The following is a 23460-nucleotide window of genomic DNA, read 5'->3' on the forward strand; positions in this document are numbered from 1 at the left end:
AGGGCGCAACGGAGACCGTATACACCTTCGATCCCTGCTCAAGCGCATTGGACAGATGATTTTAGTTCTCACTTCCCAATCCCAATTCACACTTCCCACTTCAGTCCTCCTGTCCTCCCAGCATCAGCCACGTATCCACCACCGTGTCCGGGTTGAGGGAGATGCTGTCGATCTTCTGCTCCATGAGCCACTCGGCCAGGTCGGGATAGTCCGACGGGCCCTGGCCGCAGATGCCCACGTACTTGCCGGCGCGGTGTGCGGCCTGAATGGCCATGGCAAGCAGCTTCTTCACCGCCGGGTCGCGCTCGTCGAAGCTGCCGGCCACGAGGCCTGAGTCCCGGTCCAGGCCCAGCGTGAGCTGGGTGAGGTCGTTGGAACCAATGGAGAAGCCGTCGAAGTACTCGAGGAATTCGTCGGCCAGCACGGCATTGGACGGAATCTCGCACATCATGTAGATCTTGAGCCCGTTCTCGCCCCGCTTGAGCCCCAGGTCCGCCAGCAGGCTGATCACGCCCTCGGCCTCGGCCAGCGTGCGCACGAAGGGGACCATGATCACCACGTTGGTGAGCCCCATGTCGTTGCGCACACGGCGCACCGCCTGGCATTCCAGCTCGAAGCAGGGACGGAACTCCCGGGACAGATACCGCGCGGTGCCCCGGAATCCGATCATGGGGTTCTCCTCTTCCGGCTCGTAACGCTCACCGGCGAGCAGGTTGGCGTACTCGTTGGACTTGAAGTCCGACAGGCGCACGATCACCGGCTTGGGATGGAAGGCGGCACCCAGGGTACTGATGCCTTCCACCAGGCGATCCACATAGAAGCTCACCGGGTCCTTATAGCCCGCGATGCGGCGATCCACCTCGGCACGCAGGTCTTCCGGCAGGGTGTGATGCTCCAGCAGCGCCTTGGGATGTACCCCGATCATGCTGTTGATGATGAATTCAAGCCGGGCGAGACCCACGCCGTGATTGGGGATACTGCTGAAATGGAAGGCCCGGCCCGGATTGCCCACGTTCATCATGACCTTCAGGGGCAGCTCCGGCATGGTGTCGGTGCGGGTCCTGAGTACCTGGAAATCCAGCCTGCCCTCGTAGACCCGCCCCTCGTCGCCCTCGGAACACACCACCGTGCCCTCGGTACCGTCCGGGAGGGTCTCGGTGGCATTGCCGCATCCCACCACGGCGGGAATCCCCATCTCCCGGGCGATGATGGCCGCGTGGCAGGTGCGGCCGCCCCGGTTGGTCACGATCGCGGCGGCGCGCTTCATCACCGGCTCCCAGTCCGGGTCGGTCATGTCGGTGACGAGAACGTCGCCCGCCTCCACCTTGTGCATGTCTTCCAGACCGGCCACCACGCGCACCTTGCCGGCACCGATCTTCTGGCCGATGGCCCGACCCGTGGCCAGCACCTTGCCACCCTTCTGCTTCAGGTGAAAACGCTCGATCACCTGCCCGTCCTGCCGGCTCTCAACGGTCTCGGGCCGGGCCTGAACGATGTAGAGGCCTCCGTCCACGCCATCGAGGGCCCACTCGATGTCCATGGGCCGACCGTAGTGCTTCTCGATGATCACCGCCTGGCGGGCCAGGTCGGTGATCTGCTCGTCGGTCAGACTGAAGCGGTTGCGATCGGCCTCCTCCACATCCACGGTCCGCGTCTGCTGTCCGTCGTCGCCGAAGATCATCTTGATGGCCTTGGAACCCATGTTGCGCCGCAGGATGGCGGGGCGACCCTCGGCCAGCGCCGGCTTGTAGACATGGAACTCGTCCGGGTTGACGGCCCCCTGCACCACCGTCTCGCCGAGGCCCCAGGCGGCGGTGATGAATACCGCATCGCGGAATCCGGACTCCGTATCCAGGGTGAACATCACACCGCTGGCGCCCTCGTCGCTGCGCGCCATTCGCTGGATACCCGCGGAGAGCGCCACATCGGCGTGGTCAAAGCCCTGGTGCACCCGGTAGGAAATGGCCCGGTCGTTGTACAGGGAGGCAAACACCTCGTGGATCGCCCTGAACACCGCCTCCTCGCCGCGCACGTTGAGAAAGGTCTCCTGCTGCCCGGCAAACGAGGCATCGGGAAGATCCTCGGCGGTGGCGGAGGAACGCACCGCCACCGTGCACTCGCCCTCGGTATCCGACTCCAGGCGATTCCAGGCCTCGCGGATGGCATCGGTCAGCGGCTGAGGAAAGGGGGTTTCCACCACCCAGCCGCGGATGGTGCGCCCGGCCTCGCGCAGGGCGTTGATGTTGTCCACATCCAGCTTGTCGAGCAATTGGTTGATGCGCTTATCCAGGTCCTTGTGGCGAAGAAACTCGCGGTAGGCCTCGGCGGTGGTCGCAAAGCCGCCGGGCACCTGAACACCGGCCCCGGACAGGCCGCTGATCATCTCGCCGAGGGAGGCGTTCTTGCCGCCCACCCGGCCCACATCACCCATGCCCAGTTCATCGAACCACAGCACGTACTCACTCATTACCGGACCTCCGCATCAAGCGCGACTTGCCCCGCGGCGGCGAACCGCGGGCCGTGAACAGAATTATGCCGACTGTGTATGATCCCGCCCCCCAAGGCAACCGCACAGAGGCGTCGGGTCGCCCGTCTGCCGGGACGCGCCCGTCCACAGGGCAGGCCTGCCATCCCGGGAACGCGGGGGGACACCCGCGCACCCGGCACCAGGAGGGTCCAGGTCATCGCCGACAGGACAACGGGGTTCCCGGCCCCGCATGGGGGCTTGGCAGCCTACACACCTCTATATGATATAGGTGACATTATAAGGCCAAAAAGACCGCCAGAGACACTCTTCCGCCACCACAGGCCTGATGGGATCCAAGGAACCATCCTGACACCCATCGGACAAAACTCAAGTCCGCTTTCTGCCCGCCGGTCTGCCGGGCACCCCTCTGTCGTTCGCCCCAAGGACACATCGATGCTTCGTTTTCTGCCATGGTTCCTGATTCTTGCGGCCTGGGTCCCGGCCGCGCACGGGGAAAAACCGGACCATGACGAAATCCGGGAACAATCCGTCCACGGATGGGTGGAGAAGGTGACGATCAGGCCGGAGAACATCGAACTCAAGGCCAAGATGGACACCGGCGCCACCACATCGTCGCTGAATGCGCTCAACAAGGAGATCTTCGAGCGCGACGGGCAGGAATGGATCGCATTCGACATCATCAATCCGGAAGACGAGGACGACACGAAGCGCCTGGAGCGCGAGATCGTGCGCTATGTACGCATCATCCGCCACGACGGCAACCACCAGCGCCGTCCAGTGGTGAGCATGGAACTGTGTATGGGCACGCACCGCAGGGATGCGGACATCAGCCTGGTCGACCGCACGGAACTCACCTATCAGGCGCTGATCGGGCGCAATCACATGGAAGGGATCATCCTGGTGGACCCCGGCCACACCTATCTGCAGCCGCCGCGCTGCGACGACTGAAGACACACGGCACATGAGGCGCCTGCATCTGACCCTGCTGGTACTCGGCCTGCTGGCGACCAGCCTGGTCATGGTCGGCTACAAGGTCAGCGTTCTCGGATTCCCGCTCCAGCCCGCACAAACCGTGGACAACTGGATCGTGGAGGCGCGGGTCGCCTTCGAGCCCAGCGGCGGCGCGGTGACGGCACGGCTGATGCTGCCAGACGACCCGCCGGGCTACGGCATCCTGGACGAGAACTTCGTCTCCCGGGGCTACGGTCTGACCACCACCCAGCAGGGGGAGAACCGGGAGGCCCGCTGGACCACCCGCACGCCCAGCGGCCGGCAGGTCATCTACTACCGTGCCACGGTCTACGAACACCCGGGCAGCAACGGGGATGACGCCCCCTACCCGGGTCCGGTGTCGGTCCCCGATTACGGCGAACCCTACCATTCCGCGGCCATGGCATTGCTGGAGAGCGTACGCGAGCGCTCCGCGGACATCACCAGCTTCGCTTCGGTGCTGGTCAATGACCTCAATGCACACAACCCGGGCGAGAATGCCGCGCTGTTCATCGACCGGGATGCCTCGGAAACCGACAGGGTGCGCACCGTCATCGACCTGCTGGCGGGTGCGCGCATCCCGACACGCATGGTGCACGGCATCACCCTCACCGACTGGACCCGGGAGGCCGGTCCACAGGCCTGGCTGGAGGTGCACAACACCCGGGAATGGGTGCCGGTGAATCCCCGGGACGGCACCCCCGGTTATCCGCCCAATTTCCTGGTCTGGTGGCGCGGGGACATGGAACCCCTTCAGGTGGACCGCGCCGAACGCCCCGAGATCAGCTTCTCCGTGACCCGCAACATCCACGACGCCATCGACGTGGCCGAGCAACGGGCCCAGATCATGGACTCGCGCATCGTGGACTTCTCGCTGTTCGGCCTGCCGGTGCAGACCCAGAACATGTACCGGGTGCTGCTCATGGTGCCGGTGGGCGCGTTGATCATCGTGCTGCTGCGAAACATGGTGGGCATCCAGACCTTCGGCACCTTCATGCCCGTGCTGATCGCCCTCTCCTTTCGCGAGACCCGGCTGGTCGGCGGCATCGTCCTGTTCACCCTGATCGTATCCCTGGGGCTGGCCATCCGCTTCTACCTGGAACACCTCAAGCTCCTGCTGGTGCCACGGCTCGCGGCCGTGGTGATCGTGGTCATCATGCTCATGGCCCTGATCAGCATCCTGAGCCACAACCTGGGCATCGAGCAGGGCCTTTCACTCGCCCTGTTCCCCATCGTGATCCTGGCCATGACCATCGAACGCATGTCCATCGTCTGGGAGGAACACGGCCCGCAGGACGCCATCTATCAGGGGCTCGGCAGTCTTGCCGTTGCCGCGGCCAGCTACCTGTTCATGATCAACCGCAACCTGGAGCACCTGATCTTCGTGTTCCCGGAACTGCTTCTCGTCGTACTGGCGCTGACGCTGCTGGTCGGGCGCTATACCGGCTACCGGCTCACGGAGCTCGTGCGCTTTCGCGCATTGAAGGAATGATGGGACGCTGGTTCATCACACCGGGAGAACTGCGCAGCCGGGGGGTGCTCGGCCTGAATGCCCGCAACGGTGCCTTGATCGCCGCGTACAACGACCGCTGCAATTACCCCCTGGTGGACGACAAGCTGCAGACAAAACGCCTGGCCCTGGAGGCGGGCATCGCCGTGCCGGAACTCTACGGGGTGATAGAAACCCAGCAGCAGGTCAGGCGCCTCGGCGGGATGATCGGGGATCACGAGGATTTCGTCATCAAGCCCGCCCATGGCGCTGGCGGCGACGGCATCCTGGTGATCACCGGGCGCATGGGCCATCACCACCGGCGCGCCAACGGCAAGCTCGTGGACCGGGATGGCATCGCCCATCATGTGGCCAACATCCTGAGCGGCATGTACAGCCTGGGCGGGCAGCCCGACAAGGCCATGGTGGAGTCCCGGGTGAAGTTCGACCCCATGTTCGAACAGGTGAGCTTCCAGGGGGTGCCCGACATCCGCACCGTGGTTTACCGGGGTTACCCGGTCATGGCCATGGTGCGCCTGCCCACCCGCGAGGCGGACGGCAAGGCCAACCTGCACCAGGGCGCGGTGGGCGCCGGGATCGACATGGGCACCGGCAAGACCCTCTATGGCGTATGGCGCAGCCAGCCGGTGGAGCGCCACCCGGACACCGGTGCACCCATCGCCGGCATCCCGATCCCCGGCTGGGCCAGGCTGCTGGAACTGGCGGCCCGCTGCCACGACCTTGCCGGCCTCGGCTACCTGGGGGTGGACGTAGTGCTCGACCGGGATCGCGGCCCCCTGATCCTGGAACTCAATGCCCGCCCGGGGCTGGCGATACAGATCGCCAACCATGAAGGTCTGCTGCATCGCACAGAGGCTGTGGACGAACGGCTGGACACGCTGGAGCGCAGGGAGGACGCGCAGTCCCGCGCCGCCTGGACACAAGCGCGATTTGCCGTAAACCCCGGCGCCGGGCCGGCCACACGGGACTGAGCCCGGTGCGGGCAGCTTCCGGCGGGTCCGGACGCCGCCGCTTCAGAACAAGGCCATCTCGAGTCCCACCAGCAGGATGAACACCGCGAACACCTGGCGCAGCCGGGTCACGTCTAGCCGGTGGCAGAGGCGCACGCCGAGAGGTGCGAAGAGCATGGTGGCCGGCACCAGTAACGCGAAGGCCAGCCAGTTCACATAGCCGGTGGAGAAGGCCGGCAGACTGGGAGAACCCCATCCCGCGATCACGTAGCCGGCGGCGGCGGGCACGCTGATGAAGAATCCGAACACCGCCGATGTGCCCACCGCCCGATGGATGGGGAAGGCGAAGAGATTGAGCGCGGGCACCGCCAGCGTGCCGCCGCCGATCCCGAGCATCGCCGCCAGGCTGCCGATACCGAAGGAGATGCCGCGTTGGGTGTACCTGCCGGGCAGGCCATCGCTCACTGTCGGTTTGTTTCGGGCGGTGAGCAGCATGTGCGCGGAGACCGCAACCAGCAGGACGCCAAACAGTGCCTTGAGCAGCGCGCCGGAAACCACGGCGCCGCCGAGCCATGTACCGACGACGACGCCCGCGAGGATGCCCGGCGCCCAGGATCTCAGCAGCGCCCCGTCCACGGTGCCGCGACGGTGATGTGCGCTTGCCGACATCACGGAGGTGAGCACGATGGAGGCAAGCGAGGTACCCACCGCCAGCGGCATGGTCACGTCCAGGGGCAGGCCGTCAGCCGTGAACACATGGTAGAGGATGGGCACGATCACGATGCCGCCGCCGACGCCCAGCAGACCCGCCAGCAGACCCGCGACCATGCCGCAGGCCAGCAGCACCGGCGCCAGAATGATCCAGTTCCCGTCCGGGATCGGGACCATCAGAAGGCCGCCACCAGTCCGTCGCTGCGCGGATCCGCGCCGCCGCTCATCACGCCGGCCGGATCGAGCAGCAGCGCGCCCGCGTGGCCCATGATCTCGCTGTAGGGCTCCACGGTGTCCACTTCATGACCCCGGGAGTGCAGGCCGGCGATCACCGCCGGGTCGAAGCGCGATTCCAGCTTGAGACTGGTGGAATGCGAACCCCATGTGCGGCCAAGCAGCCAGCGGGGCGCGGTGATGGCGGCCTGGGGTGACAGGCCATGCACGGCGATGCGGGTGAACACCGCGGCCTGCGTCTGGGGCTGACCGTCCCCGCCCATGGTGCCGTACACGAGCCAGCGTCCGTCGGCCAGTTCCGCCATGGCCGGGTTGAGGGTGTGGAAGGGCTGACGCCCCGGCAGGAGGCTGCGCGGCGAGCCCTCGTCCAGGGTGAAGCTCGTGCCCCGGTTCTGCCAGCAGATGCCTGAACGGCCGAGCACCACGCCGCTGCCGAACTCGTGGTAGAGGCTCTGGATGGCGGAGACCATGCGCCCCGCCCCGTCGATCACGCCGAACCAGGTGGTGTCGCCGGTCTCGCCCGCCCCCCAGGGCGCGGCACGCAGGGGATCGATGGCCGCCGCCTCGCCATCGAGCGCATCGGCGGCAAGCCAGGCGGCGGGCGGAGCGGTCATGTCCATGGGGTCGCGGATGAAACGGTCGCGCACGGCGAAGGCGCGCTTGGTGGCCTCCACCAGCAGATGGATGTGATCCACGCCCGACTCGGTGACCCGGAGCCCGCCGATGCGCTCGTAGAGGGCCAGGATCATGAGCGAGGCGAGCCCCTGGGACGGGGGCGGCGTGTTGTAGAGGCGCGCACCCGCGAAGCGCGCAGTGAGCGCGGGCGTCGTCACCACACGATGCGCCTGCAGATCGGCGAGCCCCACGGGGCTGCCCGCCGCTTCCAGGTCCGCCGCCAGCACGCGCGCCAGGTCGCCCCGGTAGAAATCCTCGCAGCCCGCCTCGGCGACGCGCGCGAGCGTCGCGGCGAGCGCCGCCAAGCGCTGCCTGCTCCCCTCGACGGGCACATCGCCCGCGTCCAGGAACACCTGCGCGAAGCCGGGTTGCGATGCGAGTTCCTCCCGCCTGGCTGCCGTGGTGCGGCACTGGCTGGCGGTCACCGGCTGCCCCTCCCGGGCCAGGTGAACGGCATCGGCCAGCAGGCGGTCCAGGGGCATGCGGCCGCCCCAGTCGCGGGCCGTGTCGAGCACGGCCCCCCAGGCGGAGACGGCGCCCGCCACGGTGTTGGCGGCCCAGGGTCCCCGCACCGGTATGTGCGCGTGGCCGGCCTCACGGTGGCGCGCCGCCGTGAGATCGGCGGGGGTGCGCCCGACACCGGTGATGGCGCGGGGTGTCTCCCCGGGCGCGCGGCACAGCCAGAAGGCGTCGCCGCCGATGCCGCTCATGTGCGGATAGACCACGGCGAGCGCGGCGGCCACCGCCACCGAGGCCTCGGCCGCGTTGCCGCCCTCGCGCAGCACGGCAAGCCCTGCCTGGGCCGCAAGCGCGTGGGGGGCGACCACCATCCCCCGGCAGCCGCGTACGGAATTCAACATGGCGTCACTCCTCGTCGTATCTTCGCTGCGACATTACCAGCCGAGGTTCCTGGGCAGCCAGGTGGCGATGGCGGGAAAGGCCATCACCAGCACGAGCCCCAGAAGCTGGATGCCGATGAACGGCAGCGCGCCTGCATAGATCTCCCGGGTGGACACCTGGGGCGGGGCCACGCCCTTGAGAAAGAACAGCGCCCAGCCGAAGGGCGGCGTCAGGAAGGACGCCTGCAGGTTGAGGGTGACCAGCATGGCGAACCAGATCATGTCCACCTGCAGGGCGATGAACACGGGCAGCATCAGGGGCAGGACGATGTAGGAGATCTCGATCCATTCCAGGAAGAAGCCCAGGATGAAGATCGCCGCCATGGTGAAGATGAGCGCGCCCCACATGCCGCCCGGCAGCATGTCGAACACGCCTTCGATCAGGTACTCGCCGTCGAGCCCCCGGAAGCTGAGCGCAAAGATCTGCGCGGCAATGAGCACGAACATGATCATGCCGGTGATCTTGAGCGTGTCGCGCACGGTCTCGCCGAGCACCCGGCCGTTCATCTTGCGGCCCAGGACGGTGATAAGAAGCGCACCCAGCGCGCCCATGGCCGCCGCCTCCGTGGGGGCGGCGAGCCCGCTGATGATGGAACCGAGCACCACCGCAATCAGCGCGAGCGGCGGCACGGCACTCTTCAGCACCCGCAGCAGCAACTGCCGCCGGCTGAGCGCGTCACGCTCGGCCTGGGGCACTGGCGGGGCCCAGTGGGGCAGGAAGCGGCCGATGGCGATGATGTAGACGGCGTACAGGGCCGCGAGCAGCAAGGACGGCATCACGGCGGCGGCGAACAGTGCGCCCACCGACTCGCCCATGATGTCCGAGAGCAGGATCAGCACCAGGCTCGGCGGGATGATCTGCCCGAGCGTCCCCGAGGCGCAGATGGTGCCGCAGGCAAGCGAGGAGCGGTAACCGCGCTCCAGCAGCTTGCCCAGCGTGATGAGCCCCATGGTCACCACGGTGGCGCCGACGATGCCCGTGGACGCGCCCATGAGCACGCCCACCAGCACGATGGCGAGCGCCATGCCGCCGGGCCGGTTGCCCGCCAGATGGCCAAGGGCCGAGAGGGTATCCTCCGCAAGGCGCGATTTCTCCAGCAGCACGCCCATGAACACGAACAGGGGGATGGCGAGCAGCGTGTAGTTGGTGATCACCCCGAAGACCCGCGCGGGCAGCAGGCTGAACAGGGTCTCGCCGAAGCCGATGTAGCCGAACACCAGTCCCGCGCCGGCGATGGCGAGCGCCACGGGGATGCCCGCCAGGATCATCACGAACAGGCAGGCCACCATGATCAGGGCGATGGTTTCCGGGCTCATGTGGCGTACGCACGGACGGGGACAGGGCTGCGCGCGCCCAGCAGCGACGCAGCCGCCGACAGAGCCATGGAGACGCCCTGCAGGGCGATCAGCGCGAAGCCGAGCGGGATCACCGCCTTGAGCAGGAACCGGTACGGCAGGCCGCCCGCCTCCGGGGAGCGCTCGCCGATGTTGTAGGCGTACAGCACGTAGTCCCAGGACAGCATGGCCAGCCACACGCCGAGCGGCACCACCAGCAGCAGCGCCACGGCCAGGTCGAACCAGCGCCGCACGACCTCGCCGTAGCGCTGGTACAAGATGTCCACGCGCACGTGCTCACCCTGCTGCAGGGTGTAGACCGAACCGAGCATCGCGATCACGGCCAGCAGGTGCCATTCCAGTTCCTGGGTGGCGATGGAACTCATGTGCAGGAAGTAGCGGGCCAGGACATTGGCGGCCACCAGCAACACCAGGATCAGGGTGAGCCAGGCGCTCACCCGACCGATCCGCATGACGAGAGCGTCCATGCCCCGGGCAATCGTTGCGATCGTCATGGCTGCGCGCCTCAGGCCAGATCCGTCTGCAGGATCGTCTCGGAGATGCGCTGCCAGCCGTCGTGCCTGCCCTTGAAGGCCATGTAGCTCTCGTGCACCTTCTTCACCATGGGGTCGGCCTCCGCCGCGGCGGCCAGCGTCTCGGCGGTGACCTCACGCAGGCGCGCGACGATCTCCGGAGACAGGGCGCGCAGCTCCGTCCCGTGGTTCTTCACCAGGTCATCCAGGGCCTCGGCGTTGACCGCCTCCGACCAGGTGTGGCTGAGCGCATTGCAGGTGGCCGCCGCCGAGCGGACGATCTCCTGCAGGTCCTCGGGCAGCGACTCCCAGGCCGCTTTGTTGATGAGCAGTTCGGAGGTGGTGGCCGGCTCGTGCCAGCCGGTGGTGTAGTAGTACCTCGCGGCCCGGTGCAGGCCCATGCGGCGATCCTGGTAGGGGCCCACGAACTCGGCGGCGTCGATGTTGCCGCGCTCCAGCGCCGGGAAGATCTCACCGCCGGGCAACAGACGGGTGGCCACCCCCAGCTGTTCGTACACGCGCCCGGCGAGCCCGGGGATGCGCATGCGCAGGCCGTCGAAGTCCTCGAGCTTGTCCACCGGCCGCTTGAACCAGCCGGTCATCTGCACGCCGGTGTTGCCGCAGGGCAGGGCCTTGAGGTTGAAGGGCGCGTACACCTCGTCCCACAGCTCCTGGCCGCCGCCGAAGTAGAGCCAGGCGCTGTGCCCCTGGAAGTTCATGCCGAAGGGCACGGTGGTGAAGTACTGGGCGGCGAAGGACTTGCCGGCCCAGAAATAGGAGTTGGCCCAGTTCATCTCCACGGTGCCCTGGGACACCGCGTCAAAGCCCTCCAGGGCCGGGATCAGTTCGCCGGCGGCGTAGTGCCGGATGCGCAGGCGCCCGCCGGACATGGCCTCCACCATCCTGCAGAAGTCCGTGGCGCTGCCCGGGCCGGTGCTGTAGAAGGGCGCACCCGCCGGGTAGGCATTGGTCATGCGCCAGCGGAAGCTGCGCTTGTCGTCGGCACAGATGATGGCGGGCGCCGCCAGGGCACCTGCGGCCGCTCCGGCCTTGAGGAAACTGCGTCGCGTGATGGACATGGATCGACTCCCGTTGCTTTGTTGGTTGCATCGCCCGCGCTTTACATTCGCGGCCACGTCCATCCAATGAGCAACACCCATGCCAGACCCTGCGGACCCGCCTTTCGCTGCTGATTCCGCAGGGATTTTTCGCCGCCCGAGCCACGAGAGGCCACGAGGCCGGCTGCACACAAAGAAGGCGCGTCCCGCGAGCGGTCCCGACGTTTGTAGGCGATGGCCTGTTTCTTGAATCGATTGTCAGCGGTCGCCCGGGGTACGCCGTACAAGCGACGCGCATGGGGGCGCCCCGCGCCTCACATGTTCAGTTCGCCCCCCTGCGGTGCCGGAGCGCCCCGAATCGGTGCATGTGGCGGACGAGGAGATCAGACCTGCATGAATAAGCTGGATACCGACATCGTGAGTCTGCTTATCCGCGACGGGCGCATGTCCTTCGCCGAGATCGCCCGCCGCCTGGGCGTGACACGCGCGCATGTGAGGGACCGGGTGCAGGTGCTTCAGGAGGCGGGCGTCATCGAGCAGTTTACCGCCGTCATCAATCCGGAGAAGCTCGGCAAGAGCGTCTCGGCCTACCTGGACATCAAGGTCGCCCCACAGGGTGTCGAGGCGGTCGCCGCCCACCTGGCGGAGCTTCCCGAAGTGGCCAGCCTTTACGTGATGAGCGACATGAGAAGCCTGCACGTGCACACGCTCACCGATTCGCACGAACGCCTGCACGAGTTCGTGCGCCGGCACGTCTACTCTCAGGCGCAGGTGACGAGCGTGGAAAGTCAGACCCTGCTCAGCCGGGTCAAGAACCGGCGCGGCGGGCCCCGGCTGTGATCACGACCGGCATTCCGAGTGCAGCTCCACGCGGGTCCGGAGGGAGCCGGCTGACCGGTCTGGGCAGGCGTTTCAGAGGAAGGCCATCTCCAGACCCACCAGCAGGATGAATACCGCGAAGGCCTGGCGCAGACGGGCCACGGCCAGTCGGTGGCACAGGCGGGCACCCAGCGGCACAAACAGCATGGACGTCGGGACCAGCAGCACAAGGGAGAACCAGTTCAGATAACCGGAAGAATAGGTCGGCAGCCCGTCAACCCCCCAACCGGCGACGACATAGCCGACCGCGGCCGGCACGCTGATGAACAACCCGAATGCGGCCGAGGTGCCCACGGCGCGATGGATGGGATAGGAGAACAGATTGAGAATGGGTACGGACAGGGTGCCGCCGCCGATACCCAGCATGGAGGCAAGCCCGCCCACCCCGAATGACAGGCCCTGCTGGGAGCGCTGCCCCGGCAGCCCGTCGCTCACCACGGGCTTGCTGCGGGCCGTCACCAGCATGTGCAGGGCCACCACGATCAGCACGGCACCGAACACGATCTTGAGCACCATGCCCGACATCACCGCTCCACCCAGCCAGGTCCCGATCAGCACGCCGACGAGACCGGCCGGCGTCCAGAGCCTCAATACGTCCCGGTCCACGCTACCGCGCAGGTAATGGGCCCTGGCAGAAATCGCCGATATCATGACAATGGCCGCGAGGGAGGTCCCCACGGCCAGGGGCATGGTCATATCCAGGGGCAGACCGCTCAGGCTGTACAGATGGTAGAGCACGGGTACGATGACGATGCCACCGCCCACACCGAGCAGCCCCCCCAGAAATCCCGCCAGAGAACCGCAGGCCAGCAGCGCCGGCACCCAGATGATCCAGTTCCCGTCCATGATCTATCTCTGCTCCGGTCCGGAGAGGACCTGCGCCCTCACCCGCATGTCATCGTCTCCGGGCCCCCCTGCATGGCACCCGAAATCATCATCCCAGCCTGGCATCATGTCTCTCCCGAAATACCCTGGATAATACCTTCGTCCGACCTCAGAACCGGGTCGACAACACCGTCTCCGCAGAACGCACACCGGTGGCGCGCCGCTCCAGCCAGCGCAGTGCGGCCGGCCAGTTCACGGGCTCGACCGACAGCGCCCGAAGGGGCAGCCGCAGGTAATCGCCCCGCTCATTCACGATTAAACGCTGCATACCATCGCCCGGGTCATCCTCCACACGCAACATCCGCCACTCGATGCGTCCGCCTTCGCGCACCACCTGTGCGAGCACTCCCGACAGGGACTCGAGGTCTGCAGCCAGCGCCCGGCAGCGCTCCTCCCGGGACGCGCGATCGCGAAGGTCCGCGAAGGCGCAACGTACACCGCCTTCGGACTCCCAGCCCGGCCCGTGCATCTGCGACATGCTCCACGCGCCGCCCACATCCCCGGCTCGCGCAATGCCGCGTGATGCGCCCGCTTCGCCCAACGCGGGGCAGGCATGCAGGGTGCAGTAGCGTTGCACCAGATCCATCTCCCGGTCAGCCTGCCCGGCCACCCGCGGCCAGCTCACCAGCAGCGGGGAGCCCCCCACCATGAGAAGCACCTGACCCTGGCGATCCACTTCCACCAGGACGTCTCCAGTCGTCACCAGCGCCTGGCGAAAGCGGTGCAGGCGCGCAAGCTCCATCTCCATGGCCTGCCGCCAGCGCACCAGCCTGCGTTCCCGGCCCGCACCACGCGCGCGCTCCAGCCCCGAATGTTCCAGTTCCTCCGCATAAACCTCGATGAGCGCTTCCACGACCAGGCCCGCGAAATCCGCGCGGGCCGATGAGGAAGCCTCCGTGAGCCCCTCCGCCACCTGCGCCATGACCGGGGGCTGCACATAGAGCTGACGGGGTTCCGTGGCCGCGGATGCGGCAGACCACACCGTCAACACCGCAAGCAGGGCACCCGAAATCCAGGCTCGCATATGGCTCAGGGCGAAGATTGCCCGGCGCCCTGCCCATCGGCCCTGTGCGCCGTCACACGCACCGCCCTCACCCCGGCCAGGGTGAACACACCGAGCAGTGTAAAGGCGGCGATGGCCCAGAACACCAGCGCGGGATGCCCCCGGTCCACCACCCAGCCCAGAAGTACAGGGGCAATGGCGAACCCCACGCTGAAGCCTGTGGTGACGATGCCGAACGCCGTACCGACGCTGCCCTTGGGCGCGGCCTGACGCACCATCACGTCGCGCAGCGGCGCCGCCACCGCGATGAAGAAACCGGCCAGCACCATCAGCAGGAACACGCCCGACAGGGACAGCCCGCTGAAGCCGAGCGGAACGACGAAGGCGGCGGAAAGCAGGAAGGCGGCCGCGGTCGCCAGTTCATGGCGCACCACGCGATCCGCCACCCAGCCGCCAAGCAGCGTACCCGTGGCGGCGGCCACGAAGTAGGCGGTCAACGCCATGTTGGCGCTCGTGAGACTCACCCCATGGAGGTCCACAAGGGCCACCACGGAGAAACTCTTGATGCCGTTTCCCGCCAGGGCGATGATGACGTAGAAGAGGAACAACGCGGCGATCACCGGCGTCATGAGCAGGGCAATCCCCGTCCTGTCTCCATTGGCCCTTCGCCGCGCTGCGTCCACCCGGGCCTCGCGCCGTTCGTCCTCGTCGCAGAGGCTGTCGCGCTGCGTGACCAGCAGGGCCGCATAGGCGATGCCAAGCCCCCCGAGCACCACCAGCGCCACGCGCCAGCCCGCGAGCATGGTCAGCACGAGCACCGCGGGCGGCGCCAGCATCCAGCCGATGTATCCTGCGAACAGGTGCATGCTGAACGCCCGGCCGACCCGCCCGTCGCCCACCCGGGCGGACAGGATGGCGTAGTCGGCCGGATGGAACACCGCGTTCCCCGCACCCGCCATGACCATGAAACCGACCATGGCCCAGTAGCTGGGCACCAGCCCCACCAGCAGGATCGCCGCCCCGTTGAGCATCAGCCCCAGCGCCAGGATGGCACGCCCGCCGACACGGTCCACCAGCATGCCCATGGGCACCTGCATCAGGCCGGTGACGGCGGCGTAGACCGACAGCAGCAGCCCGAGCGCGGCGTAGCTCAGGCCCAGTTCGCCGTGCAGCAGCGGAAATACCGGCGGCAGCACCAGCATGTAAAAGTGGCTGAAAGCATGCGCCGTCGACACCAGGCCGACGGTCTTTCGCTCCCCGCCGGGGAACGGCGCGATCAGCGCCGATGTGGCGAATGCCATGGAACGCTCCAATCGGGTGAACGGGCCCGGCAGGCTCCGGGAGCGGCCGGGCGATCAATCCGTCATGTTAAGGGATTGCTGGAGGATCGTCACAATCCCGCACCGGGAGCGGGCGGAAGGGCCCTGCTCAAGGCAGGTGTTCTCCGGGGACTCAGGGGCTTTGCGGGACCCGGCGCCAGCGCCCTGAGCAGTAGAGGTCACGCAGCCGGTCCCTGATCGATCTGTGATCCGCGAGCCGGCAGCGTGATCCGGAGGCAGGGCCATCGATGCGCGAGAACGCATCCACCAGCGCGGATATGGCCACGTCGGAAGCCCTGAGCCGCACCGGAAACGGGTGGGTCTTCAGATTGCGGATCATCGGGTTGGTGTTGATTTCGTAGACCTGGGGCCGCCCCTGGAACAGTCCGAAATCCGCACGCCCGTACTCAATGGCGCCGAGGTCGAACGCGGGGCGTATCGCCTCGCCGAAGGCATTCTCCGAGACGATGCGGTACTCGTCGTCATAAAGTGCGCCACCGGCAATCCCCGACTCCCCGAACTTGGCCTTCCAGTGACCCTGGTGCGCGCACAGGGCGGGCACCATCCGCCCGCCCACCCGGTATACGGCCAGTTTGCGATAGAGGTTCTCGCGCACCGGCTCGGCCGCGTACTGGACGATCATCAGTTCCCGTACGGGCACAGCGCGGGCGATCTGCGCATCGATTGCGACCCGGAGTTCCTCGGGAGTCGTCAGCAGGTCCGTCAACGGCCCGCGGTGGGCGGAGTCCGTACGCAGAAACACCGGATAAGCCGACGCCGGGGGCGATTCATCCACGGACCAGACGTTGAAATCGTTGAAACCCCGGGCGTGCAGCCGCCGCAACAACTGAAAACGGGAACGGAAGCGGCCCGGATCGTTCAGCACACGGGCGCCGAATTCACCGAGCTGGCGGTGGATGCGCCCCGCGCATTCCAGATCCCAGAAATGCAGCCGGTCGAGATCGGAGAAGATGTACGTCGCCCGGGGCAGGCTGCGCGCGCGGAACAGTCGTTCATAGGACATGACCCGAAAATCGAAGGCGCCGGACCGTTCCAGCGGCCGGTGGGTCCGGCAGTGTATTCGGGTGGTAAAGAGAATGATCATCGGGTCGCGGCCCGGCTCCTTGCAGGAACCCCGATCCGGACCATGCCGGATCGGGGTCCGTCACCTGCCGGAGGCCCGGAGGGCGTACCCGGCAACACCCTTACTTCCGGGCAGTCGGTGCCCGGACAGTGGGCGGTGGCTTGGGTTCGCCGATCTTCGAGCCGATGGGGGCAGACCGCTCGAGACGGAAGCCGAGCAGTCTGGCGGTGTCGAGTCTGATCACTTGACGGTGCATGACGTTCTCCCTTGGGGTATACAGCTCTCTGCTGCCCGATTGTTCATATCAAACCGCCCCGAAAAACGCAATATGGCAGCCCCTTGCGCGTGGAGCGGATCCTGACATTCGCTTAGCGGCCGACGCATGATTACGCGCGCGTGGACGCACAGGACGATCATGCACCCACGGCATCCATGTACTCCCGTGCACCCTGCATCAACAGGTGACCGTGACGTGTGAGCCGGCCGTGCTCCGCCACCACCCGATATCCCGCCTCGAAGTTCTCCCTGTCGGTTGCCGCCGCCGCCTTCGCCTCCCGGATCTCCTCCCCGGTCAGCACGCCGGATTCGAGCAACTGCTGCATGGCCCAGTGCATCCGCGCGGATACGAACGTTGCGTGATAGATGCCGTCCATGGGGCGGAGATCGGCGCGCAGCGGCGAGGGATAGATCTCCGCGTCGTCGTTCAGCACCAGCGCCTCCTCCGTACAGAAGGAAAAGAGCAGGCTGTGGGCACTCTCGTGCGCGATCACCTCCGCCATGGCGATCCGGGTTTCATGCAGGGCGGCATTCAGGAACAGCGCGCCCCAGAGCTGGAAGTGCGACCCGCCATGGAACTCGCCGACGTCATCCGGCCCGCCGGCCACGCCCACCACCTCGTGCACGATGGCCTCCACCTCGGCGGCCAGCGACGGCGCGCCCTGGCGAAGCAGCGCCATGCCCTGCTCGAATCGTTGCGTGAAAGCGGCACCGACGCCGGCCTGCGGAACATTTACGGTCAGGTCCGGCCCCATGTCCGCACTCATGCGAAGACGGTAGCATTCACTGCGTTCCGATTCATCCAGCGGCCCCGCATGCTGGCCCTCCGGCAACGGCTGTTCTTCGGCAAGCCGCGTGTGATGTCCGGCCGCCGCAGCGAGATCATCGCTCAGGAGCGCGACCACCAGATCGTAGTAGCGGGCAAAGGTGGTGGCAGGATACCGTGTGCCCGACTCGAGCGCGATACAGAGTGCGTCCATCGCCCGGGCGTCGAAGGGGTAGCGGCCAAGGCATTGCTCCGAGACATGCCGCAGACTGCGCCCCAGCTCCACATACATGCGGCGATCCAGCGCGCGGGCGCGCGCCGGATCAGGCTGGAAATCGAAATGGATCGACAACGACCGGCTCCAATGGGGTCAGAACAAGGCAAAAGGCGCCCCAAGAGGCGCCCCGAAAGTTACGGTGCTCAGCCCTTCTACCGCCCGGGCTTGACGCCGACCTTCCCATTCCCGATCTTGCTGCCCAGCTTCACGGTGATGTCGCCTCCCCTGGAGCCGCGCTTCACGCCGTTGTCACGCACGGTAAACGCGCCCTGGAGACGGAAGCCGAGCAACCTGGCAGTGTCGAGCTTGACTTGGGGATGATTCATCAGTCCTATCCTCGGATTCATACAGGTCCACCCTGCCGGTTGTTCATATCAAAGCGGCCCAGGCATTGCAAGGCGGCAGACCATGGAACTGCGCCACCCCTCTGTGCGGCAGATCCGAACCACATGGCACGATATGGCCACGGGAATCCGGGCAAGAACCAGGAAGCGCCCGGAAGGGCATCCGGCATGGGCACGCGCCGGCTCGATCTGCGCACCAGGCTAGAATTTGACGCCCGGCTTCCCGCCTATCTTGCTTCCAAGTTTGACAGTAATCTCGTGCTCCCCGGAGGTGCCCTTCCTGCCCTTGTCACGCACGGCGCACGCCCCGTGAAGGCGGAAGCCGAGCAATCTGGTGGTATCGAGCTTGACTGCGGGATGATTCATGGGTCTCTCCTCACGGGTTTCAGGCAGGCCTGCCCTGCCGGTCGTTATTACCAAACCGGCCCAGGCGATGCAAGCCCGCCTTTCACGACCCTCGCCGGTCGAGTCGGCCACCCGTCCCCCGGCCGGGCCGGGAACGAAACGTCCGAACCGGATCCGGATCATCGGCAGGCGAAGATCACCGGGACGGGCCGATCAAGCGCCTTCCTGAGATCCCCATCCGGTTGGCGCCCATCCTCGCGGACCCCATCAGGAGGGCCCCTGGCCCCCGCGACCGGACACGTATATGGAAAGGCAACCGATGTATGCGCTCAGCAACAGGAAAGGCATCAACAGCAGCGCCTTTCTCATCGCAACGCGTTCCTCGCCGGAGGCGAACTTCACAATGTTCGTGGACGCCCTGAACGCTGACGACAAATACACGCGGAGCAGCCTGAGCGGAGAACGGCGGACGTCGACGCGCACGCGCCAGGCATCCCTGCGGGCACGCCGGAACTGGTCCGCCAGCGCCGGAAGCATCCTCCCTGGATACCTGTGCAGCGACATGATCTGCGGAGCCCAGACCGGACGACCACATGTGGCCGCTGCCCTCCTGTTGAACAGGGAGTCCTCCGCGACTCGCAGATCCTCCCTGAACAGGCCATGCCTCTCAAAGGCCGTCCTGCAGTAGGAAACCCCGTGCCGGCTGGCACCGTCTTCGGGAATCTCGGGCATACGGCGTGCATGGATCAGACAATAAGCCGCCCAGCTGACCAGCGATATCCGTCCGCTCTCATCGGCAGCCGGCCGAAGCGATGACGCCACCATGCAATGCCCCCGATGATGCAGATTCAGGCGGTGACGAAGCCAGTCGGGCGTCGCCATGCAATCCGCCGCCAGGAAAGCGATCACCGGACCGGTTGCGTGAAGTATGCCGATGTTGCGCGCACCGCCCGGCAGGCACCTCCCCGGCGATTCCACCAGAATGATTCGATCCAGGCAGCCCCGAAGCAAGGGCCCCACACTTCCCGCGCCGGTGTTGACCACGATCACCTCGGCATGTCCGCCCTGTTTCAGAATGGACTCCACCGCACTGACGATGCACGGTTGCGAATCGACCGAAATCACAACCACGGACACGTGCGGGTCCTTCTCCACCTCGCACCCGATACGCGTATCCAGGACTCTGGACCGGCTTTCTTTCATCTGCGGCACATCCATATCCCCGATCGATCAGACAGGCGGCGGCATGCGCAACTCCCGGCCTTCGCCGGGGCGAATGGACATCCGCCGGATTGAACGCACCCGCCTCTCAGGTTCGCGAAACGCCGAATATTCGTGCCATTCGTCTGGCAAGAATGCCCAGTTCCATATCCATGTATCTCAGCGCGTCCCTGATTCCCATCCTGCCCTGTCTGAACAGAGTACCGGCCTCGCGTCTTGCGGTATCCGAATCTCCGTGTTTGCGTGCGAGCTGAAACTTCTTTCTCGCCATGTGCAATGAGAACTCGTTGTTGTAATGGTTCTCGTCGCAATCGCAGTGATGCAGCGTGGCCCTGATGATCTCAACGAAATCATCCAGTCGCTCAATCTTCTCCTTGTATGACCTCTGAACCCTGCTGTGGCTGCCCGGCCTTTCAAGTATGTAGCAGAGATCCTCGTCCACGAACCCGCTCCTGAAGCGGCTGGCCACAGGCAGCAACAACTGAAAATTCTGACCCGCCCTGGACTCATGAATCCTTCTTCCCGGATAAGCATCCAGCAAGGCAGTCGTGCGCACCATATTGGCGACCGCGCTGAGACCGATATTCTCGAACAGGAGATCATCGAACAGGTGTTGCCTGAACCTCAGTTCGTCATTGAAGATTCTGCCTCTCCTGACGATATCCCCCTGCGCCTCAGCCACGAAGTATCCGTTGCAGCGCACCAGTCCGCACACCGGGTTGGCGATCAGGTACGCGACGCGGCGCTCGACCGACTCGGGAGCCAGAAAATCGTCGGCATCCGGCCACGTGAGATACTCACCCGTAAAGACCTGGAGCCCCGTATTTATTGCGGCCGCCTGCCCCTGATGCGACTGATACAGATACTTGAGCGCATACCCCTTCTCCTCAAACCTGCGTATGTACGGGTCAACCACCCGTTGTGTATCGTCTGAAGACCCATCATCGACCAGGATCATCTCGATCCGCCCGTAACTCTGCGCCAGGATGGAATCAAGCAGCCTGTACACAAAGGAACCGGCGTTGTGGCAAGGCGTGATGACGCTGACGAGGGGTTGAGTCATGACCGGCCGATGACCCTGGCGAGAAGGCGGAATGAAAGGTGGTGTGATGAGAATGTATGGGGGTATCGCCGCCAGGGCAACCGGTGTGCGGCGCCCGCGTGTGCCGATCACGGGGAGGCCCCTCTTCCGCCACCTCGACCCGGCAGGCCCCCGGTCAGGCCGGCGGCCGAATCGAATGCGGATCGGGCAGGATCCGCCCGCGCAGATCCTCGCTCGCGGAGGATCCCGGACAGGGAGCCGCCCGACGCGCCGCGGCCACAGCGATTGACAAGCTCGACGCGTTCGGTTACCTAGTTCTCGCATGCACTTGGAACCAGAGAATGCCTGACGCGCGTGCTCGACCGTGTCTGGGAAGGCTTGGCCGCAATCCGGCCTCCACGACAAACTGAATGCACACATGACTCCGACTGACCGCTATCGTGTACGCACCCCCGGTATTGTCCATGAACACATTGACGACGAAGTCGTCGTCATCGACATGGAGAGCGGCGCCTACTACAGCCTGGTGCGCGAAAGCGCGCTGGCCTGGCAGTCCCTGGATCTGGGTCTGTCTGGCGCCGGCATTGCGGCAGCGGTCGGCGCGTCCTATGAAGGCGATCAGGGCGAGATCGAGGCATCGGTGTTCTCCCTGCTGCAGCAACTGGTTGACGAAGGACTGGTCGAGGTCAGTGACCGTCCGGGGATGACTGAAGGCACCCACGAGGGAATACCCGATCAGGCCGCTCGGGCACCTTTCCAGGGTTGCGGGCTCGAGCGGTTCAATGACATGCAGGACCTTCTCCTGCTCGACCCGATTCATGATGTGGACGAATCCGGATGGCCGTCGCGTGAACGGGAGGACGTCGGGAACTGAGCCCCCGGCACAGCCTCATGTCCCCCCGCCTGGTGAACACGGCGCCGGACCGGTTCTTTCAAGCCGCTTCCGAGGCATACGGGCATGCGGCGAGGGGCGGGTCCGTCCACCGGGACTACCGGATCCACCGCTGGACACTCAGACTGCGCTTCACTTCCACCGACCTCGCGGAAGCATTGACCCCGGCCATTGACCACCTGCGGGTCGAAGGCGCGCGGCAGATCGACTTCGAGATCCGGTGCTGGCACGACCAGGTGCCCGGCAGACCGATGCCTGCAATGCCCTGGAACAACACCGATATCCTTGCGCAGGGCCACATCCGGGGATTCAACGAAGGTCCTTTCCGCACGGTCTACCAGCATGGAACCGACGCCTTGAACATGATCGACCTGGAACGGGGCACGGGGCTTTTCTGGGTCAGGGATCTGCAGCTGCCCGATTGGGAGAAGGCCGCCCCACTGCGCAATCTGCTTCACTGGTGGTCACAGGAACACGGACTGCAGTTCATGCACGCCGCGGCCGTCGGCGAGGGCGGCGACTGCGTGCTGATCGTCGGCCCCGGGGGGTCAGGCAAATCGACGACCGCGCTGGCAGCACTGATGGCCGGCATGGACTATGCGGGCGACGACTACGTGCTGCTGGAGACGGGCGAGGCGCCCCGGGTTCATGCACTGTATGCCAGCGCCAAACTCGAACCGCAGCAGCTGGGGCGTTTTCCGGAACTCGGGCCCCATGCGCGCCATCAGGGTGGCGACAAGACGATCCTGATGATCGCATCCATTCCGGGCCGGCAGATGGCGCACCCCATGCGTATACGGGCGGTGCTCGTTCCACGCGTTACCGGTGGCCCCGTAACCCGGATCACCGGGTTGAACGGCGGAGAGGCATTGCGGGCACTCGCGCCCAGCACCCTGTTCCAGTTGCCCGGAGGCCGGCACCATGCCTTCCGCCAGTTGTCGGCGCTGGCGCGTCGCCTTCCCTGTCACCGTCTGGAACTCGGCACCGAGATGCCCGGCGTTGTGTCAGCCCTTCGGCAGGCGCTGCGGCCATGACGGAACCACGGGTCAGCGTCATCATCCCCGCCTGGAACGCGAGCGCCCATATCGAGCGGGCGCTCGCGAGTGTGCATGCGCAGGCGGTGGTTCCTCCACCCCAGGTGATCGTGGTCGACGACGCCTCCACGGATGACACGGTTGCACGGGTGCGCCGGGCGGACCCCGATGCCACGATTCTGCGCCACGAACGCAATCTCGGCCCTGCGGCTGCCCGCAACCGGGGACTGACGGCCGCAAGCGCGGAGTTCATCGCTTTTCTGGATGCGGATGACCTCTGGCCGACCGGGAAACTCACCATGCAACTGTCGATACTGGCCGGGGAACCGGCGGTCGATATTGTCACGGGCCGCACCCGCTGGTTCCGCGACGAAAGCGAGTTGGCGGCGGAGGACCCGCATGGGCAAGCGAGCCGTGACATACGCAACTTCGGCAACACGCTGATTCGGCGGCGCGCCTTCACTCAGGTGGGCCTGCTGGACGAACGCCTGCGATACAGTGAAGACCAGGACTGGTTTCTCAGGGCAGACGAAGCGGGACTGGTCGTTCACCGGATCCCGCAGATCACCCTGTACTACCGTATGCATGCGGGCAACATGACGCGCGGGATGGACGCCGTTGCCCTGGGCATACCGCGCACACTGCATCGTGCCATCCAGCGACGACGAAGGGCCGCTGCCCGACACAAAACAGACGGGGAATCCTGAGCC

Annotated in this window: 21 protein-coding genes; 7 read left to right on the forward strand and 14 right to left on the reverse strand. The window is 66.1% G+C overall.

The annotated features are described in order from the left end of the window. Nucleotides 1-100: 100 nt before the first annotated feature. Entirely contained in the window at nucleotides 101-2467 is a 2367-nt protein-coding gene (gene ppsA / locus THITHI_RS0108895; protein WP_018232737.1) for a phosphoenolpyruvate synthase, read from the reverse strand. Nucleotides 2468-2920: 453 nt separating this feature from the next. Between ppsA and THITHI_RS0108900 the strand changes: the two genes are divergently transcribed. From THITHI_RS0108900 to THITHI_RS0108910, 3 genes are read left to right on the forward strand one after another with little or no spacing between them, the layout of a single operon-like run. Then, the gene (locus THITHI_RS0108900) at nucleotides 2921-3436 is read left to right on the forward strand and encodes an ATP-dependent zinc protease family protein (RefSeq protein ID WP_018232738.1); all 516 of its coding nucleotides are present in this window, start codon (nucleotides 2921-2923) and stop codon (nucleotides 3434-3436) included. Nucleotides 3437-3449: 13 nt separating this feature from the next. After that, nucleotides 3450-4970 carry an inactive transglutaminase family protein gene (locus tag THITHI_RS0108905; RefSeq protein WP_018232739.1) on the forward strand — a complete coding sequence of 507 codons (1521 nt, stop codon included), beginning with the start codon at nucleotides 3450-3452 and terminating at the stop codon, nucleotides 4968-4970. Next, nucleotides 4967-5959 (forward strand): alpha-L-glutamate ligase-like protein, encoded by a 993-nt coding sequence (locus THITHI_RS0108910; protein WP_026186203.1) that lies wholly within the window; start codon nucleotides 4967-4969, stop codon nucleotides 5957-5959. The genes THITHI_RS0108905 and THITHI_RS0108910 overlap by 4 nt, the downstream gene beginning before the upstream one ends. A 42-nt stretch (nucleotides 5960-6001) precedes the next feature. Here the strand turns inward: THITHI_RS0108910 and THITHI_RS0108915 are convergent, their stop codons facing one another. The 5 genes from THITHI_RS0108915 to THITHI_RS0108935 are packed head-to-tail and all read right to left on the reverse strand — an operon-like array spanning nucleotide 6002 to nucleotide 11404. After that, a complete protein-coding gene (locus THITHI_RS0108915) occupies nucleotides 6002-6826 on the reverse strand; it encodes a sulfite exporter TauE/SafE family protein (RefSeq protein WP_018232741.1) in 825 nt (274 codons plus the stop codon). Next, nucleotides 6826-8418 (reverse strand): gamma-glutamyltransferase family protein, encoded by a 1593-nt coding sequence (locus THITHI_RS0108920; protein WP_018232742.1) that lies wholly within the window; start codon nucleotides 8416-8418, stop codon nucleotides 6826-6828. The genes THITHI_RS0108915 and THITHI_RS0108920 overlap by 1 nt, the downstream gene beginning before the upstream one ends. 33 nt (nucleotides 8419-8451) lie before the next feature. Further along, the gene (locus tag THITHI_RS0108925) at nucleotides 8452-9774 is read right to left on the reverse strand and encodes a TRAP transporter large permease (RefSeq protein ID WP_018232743.1); all 1323 of its coding nucleotides are present in this window, start codon (nucleotides 9772-9774) and stop codon (nucleotides 8452-8454) included. Continuing rightward, a complete protein-coding gene (locus THITHI_RS0108930) occupies nucleotides 9771-10307 on the reverse strand; it encodes a TRAP transporter small permease subunit (protein WP_018232744.1) in 537 nt (178 codons plus the stop codon). The genes THITHI_RS0108925 and THITHI_RS0108930 overlap by 4 nt, the downstream gene beginning before the upstream one ends. Before the next feature lie 11 nt (nucleotides 10308-10318). Further along, the gene (locus tag THITHI_RS0108935; RefSeq protein WP_018232745.1) at nucleotides 10319-11404 is read right to left on the reverse strand and encodes a TRAP transporter substrate-binding protein; all 1086 of its coding nucleotides are present in this window, start codon (nucleotides 11402-11404) and stop codon (nucleotides 10319-10321) included. Between the two features lie 372 nt (nucleotides 11405-11776). On the opposite strand from THITHI_RS0108935, the gene THITHI_RS0108940 reads away from it, so the two are divergent. Next, entirely contained in the window at nucleotides 11777-12223 is a 447-nt protein-coding gene (locus tag THITHI_RS0108940; protein ID WP_018232746.1) for an Lrp/AsnC family transcriptional regulator, read from the forward strand. Between the two features lie 72 nt (nucleotides 12224-12295). Here THITHI_RS0108940 and THITHI_RS0108945 read toward each other — a convergent pair whose 3' ends face one another. The 8 genes from THITHI_RS0108945 to THITHI_RS18735 form a co-directional block, all read right to left on the reverse strand. Next, nucleotides 12296-13108 (reverse strand): sulfite exporter TauE/SafE family protein, encoded by an 813-nt coding sequence (locus THITHI_RS0108945; RefSeq protein WP_018232747.1) that lies wholly within the window; start codon nucleotides 13106-13108, stop codon nucleotides 12296-12298. Between the two features lie 148 nt (nucleotides 13109-13256). Further along, a complete protein-coding gene (locus THITHI_RS0108950; protein ID WP_018232748.1) occupies nucleotides 13257-14171 on the reverse strand; it encodes a hypothetical protein in 915 nt (304 codons plus the stop codon). A 5-nt stretch (nucleotides 14172-14176) separates the two neighbouring features. Beyond that, nucleotides 14177-15451: an MFS transporter gene (locus THITHI_RS0108955; protein ID WP_018232749.1), complete on the reverse strand. Its 1275-nt coding sequence runs from the start codon at nucleotides 15449-15451 to the stop codon at nucleotides 14177-14179. 151 nt (nucleotides 15452-15602) lie between these two features. After that, entirely contained in the window at nucleotides 15603-16574 is a 972-nt protein-coding gene (locus THITHI_RS0108960) for a hypothetical protein (protein WP_018232750.1), read from the reverse strand. A 392-nt stretch (nucleotides 16575-16966) separates the two neighbouring features. Beyond that, entirely contained in the window at nucleotides 16967-17947 is a 981-nt protein-coding gene (locus THITHI_RS0108965) for an HEXXH motif domain-containing protein (RefSeq protein ID WP_018232751.1), read from the reverse strand. A gap of 77 nt (nucleotides 17948-18024) precedes the next feature. Beyond that, nucleotides 18025-18198 (reverse strand): hypothetical protein, encoded by a 174-nt coding sequence (locus tag THITHI_RS20580; protein WP_018232752.1) that lies wholly within the window; start codon nucleotides 18196-18198, stop codon nucleotides 18025-18027. A gap of 630 nt (nucleotides 18199-18828) precedes the next feature. Then, the gene (locus THITHI_RS0108980) at nucleotides 18829-19764 is read right to left on the reverse strand and encodes a glycosyltransferase family 2 protein (protein WP_198005595.1); all 936 of its coding nucleotides are present in this window, start codon (nucleotides 19762-19764) and stop codon (nucleotides 18829-18831) included. 106 nt (nucleotides 19765-19870) lie between these two features. After that, on the reverse strand, nucleotides 19871-20845 hold the full coding sequence (locus THITHI_RS18735; RefSeq protein ID WP_018232754.1) for a glycosyltransferase family A protein: 975 nt from the start codon (nucleotides 20843-20845) through the stop codon (nucleotides 19871-19873). A 397-nt stretch (nucleotides 20846-21242) separates the two neighbouring features. On the opposite strand from THITHI_RS18735, the gene THITHI_RS0108990 reads away from it, so the two are divergent. From THITHI_RS0108990 to THITHI_RS0109000, 3 genes are read left to right on the forward strand one after another with little or no spacing between them, the layout of a single operon-like run. After that, nucleotides 21243-21698, forward strand: a complete 456-nt coding sequence (locus tag THITHI_RS0108990) for a PqqD family protein (RefSeq protein ID WP_018232755.1) — start codon at nucleotides 21243-21245, stop codon at nucleotides 21696-21698. Between the two features lie 17 nt (nucleotides 21699-21715). Continuing rightward, nucleotides 21716-22750, forward strand: a complete 1035-nt coding sequence (locus THITHI_RS0108995; protein WP_018232756.1) for a hypothetical protein — start codon at nucleotides 21716-21718, stop codon at nucleotides 22748-22750. Next, a complete protein-coding gene (locus THITHI_RS0109000; RefSeq protein WP_018232757.1) occupies nucleotides 22747-23457 on the forward strand; it encodes a glycosyltransferase family 2 protein in 711 nt (236 codons plus the stop codon). Before THITHI_RS0108995 ends, THITHI_RS0109000 begins: the two co-directional genes overlap by 4 nt. Nucleotides 23458-23460: the final 3 nt, after the last annotated feature.

The sequence above is a fragment of the Thioalkalivibrio thiocyanodenitrificans ARhD 1 genome, from assembly GCF_000378965.1.
Classification (GTDB): Bacteria; Pseudomonadota; Gammaproteobacteria; order Ectothiorhodospirales; family Ectothiorhodospiraceae; genus Thioalkalivibrio_A; species Thioalkalivibrio_A thiocyanodenitrificans.

Bases quoted from the DNA above. Each gene is read 5' to 3' on its own strand.
- THITHI_RS0108920 (WP_018232742.1), bottom strand. From the start codon at position 8,418: ATGTTGAATTCCGTACGCGGCTGCCGGGGGATGGTGGTCGCCCCCCAC.
- THITHI_RS0108900 (WP_018232738.1), top strand. From the start codon at position 2,921: ATGCTTCGTTTTCTGCCATGGTTCCTGATTCTTGCGGCCTGGGTCCCG.
- THITHI_RS0108950 (WP_018232748.1), bottom strand. From the start codon at position 14,171: ATGCGAGCCTGGATTTCGGGTGCCCTGCTTGCGGTGTTGACGGTGTGG.
- THITHI_RS18735 (WP_018232754.1), bottom strand. From the start codon at position 20,845: ATGACTCAACCCCTCGTCAGCGTCATCACGCCTTGCCACAACGCCGGT.
- THITHI_RS0108955 (WP_018232749.1), bottom strand. From the start codon at position 15,451: ATGGCATTCGCCACATCGGCGCTGATCGCGCCGTTCCCCGGCGGGGAG.
- THITHI_RS0108925 (WP_018232743.1), bottom strand. From the start codon at position 9,774: ATGAGCCCGGAAACCATCGCCCTGATCATGGTGGCCTGCCTGTTCGTG.
- THITHI_RS0108905 (WP_018232739.1), top strand. From the start codon at position 3,450: ATGAGGCGCCTGCATCTGACCCTGCTGGTACTCGGCCTGCTGGCGACC.
- ppsA (WP_018232737.1), bottom strand. From the start codon at position 2,467: ATGAGTGAGTACGTGCTGTGGTTCGATGAACTGGGCATGGGTGATGTG.
- THITHI_RS20580 (WP_018232752.1), bottom strand. From the start codon at position 18,198: ATGAATCATCCCCAAGTCAAGCTCGACACTGCCAGGTTGCTCGGCTTC.
- THITHI_RS0108940 (WP_018232746.1), top strand. From the start codon at position 11,777: ATGAATAAGCTGGATACCGACATCGTGAGTCTGCTTATCCGCGACGGG.
- THITHI_RS0108930 (WP_018232744.1), bottom strand. From the start codon at position 10,307: ATGACGATCGCAACGATTGCCCGGGGCATGGACGCTCTCGTCATGCGG.
- THITHI_RS0108980 (WP_198005595.1), bottom strand. From the start codon at position 19,764: ATGAAAGAAAGCCGGTCCAGAGTCCTGGATACGCGTATCGGGTGCGAG.
- THITHI_RS0109000 (WP_018232757.1), top strand. From the start codon at position 22,747: ATGACGGAACCACGGGTCAGCGTCATCATCCCCGCCTGGAACGCGAGC.
- THITHI_RS0108990 (WP_018232755.1), top strand. From the start codon at position 21,243: ATGACTCCGACTGACCGCTATCGTGTACGCACCCCCGGTATTGTCCAT.
- THITHI_RS0108910 (WP_026186203.1), top strand. From the start codon at position 4,967: ATGATGGGACGCTGGTTCATCACACCGGGAGAACTGCGCAGCCGGGGG.
- THITHI_RS0108960 (WP_018232750.1), bottom strand. From the start codon at position 16,574: ATGATCATTCTCTTTACCACCCGAATACACTGCCGGACCCACCGGCCG.
- THITHI_RS0108995 (WP_018232756.1), top strand. From the start codon at position 21,716: ATGTCCCCCCGCCTGGTGAACACGGCGCCGGACCGGTTCTTTCAAGCC.
- THITHI_RS0108945 (WP_018232747.1), bottom strand. From the start codon at position 13,108: ATGGACGGGAACTGGATCATCTGGGTGCCGGCGCTGCTGGCCTGCGGT.
- THITHI_RS0108915 (WP_018232741.1), bottom strand. From the start codon at position 6,826: ATGGTCCCGATCCCGGACGGGAACTGGATCATTCTGGCGCCGGTGCTG.
- THITHI_RS0108935 (WP_018232745.1), bottom strand. From the start codon at position 11,404: ATGTCCATCACGCGACGCAGTTTCCTCAAGGCCGGAGCGGCCGCAGGT.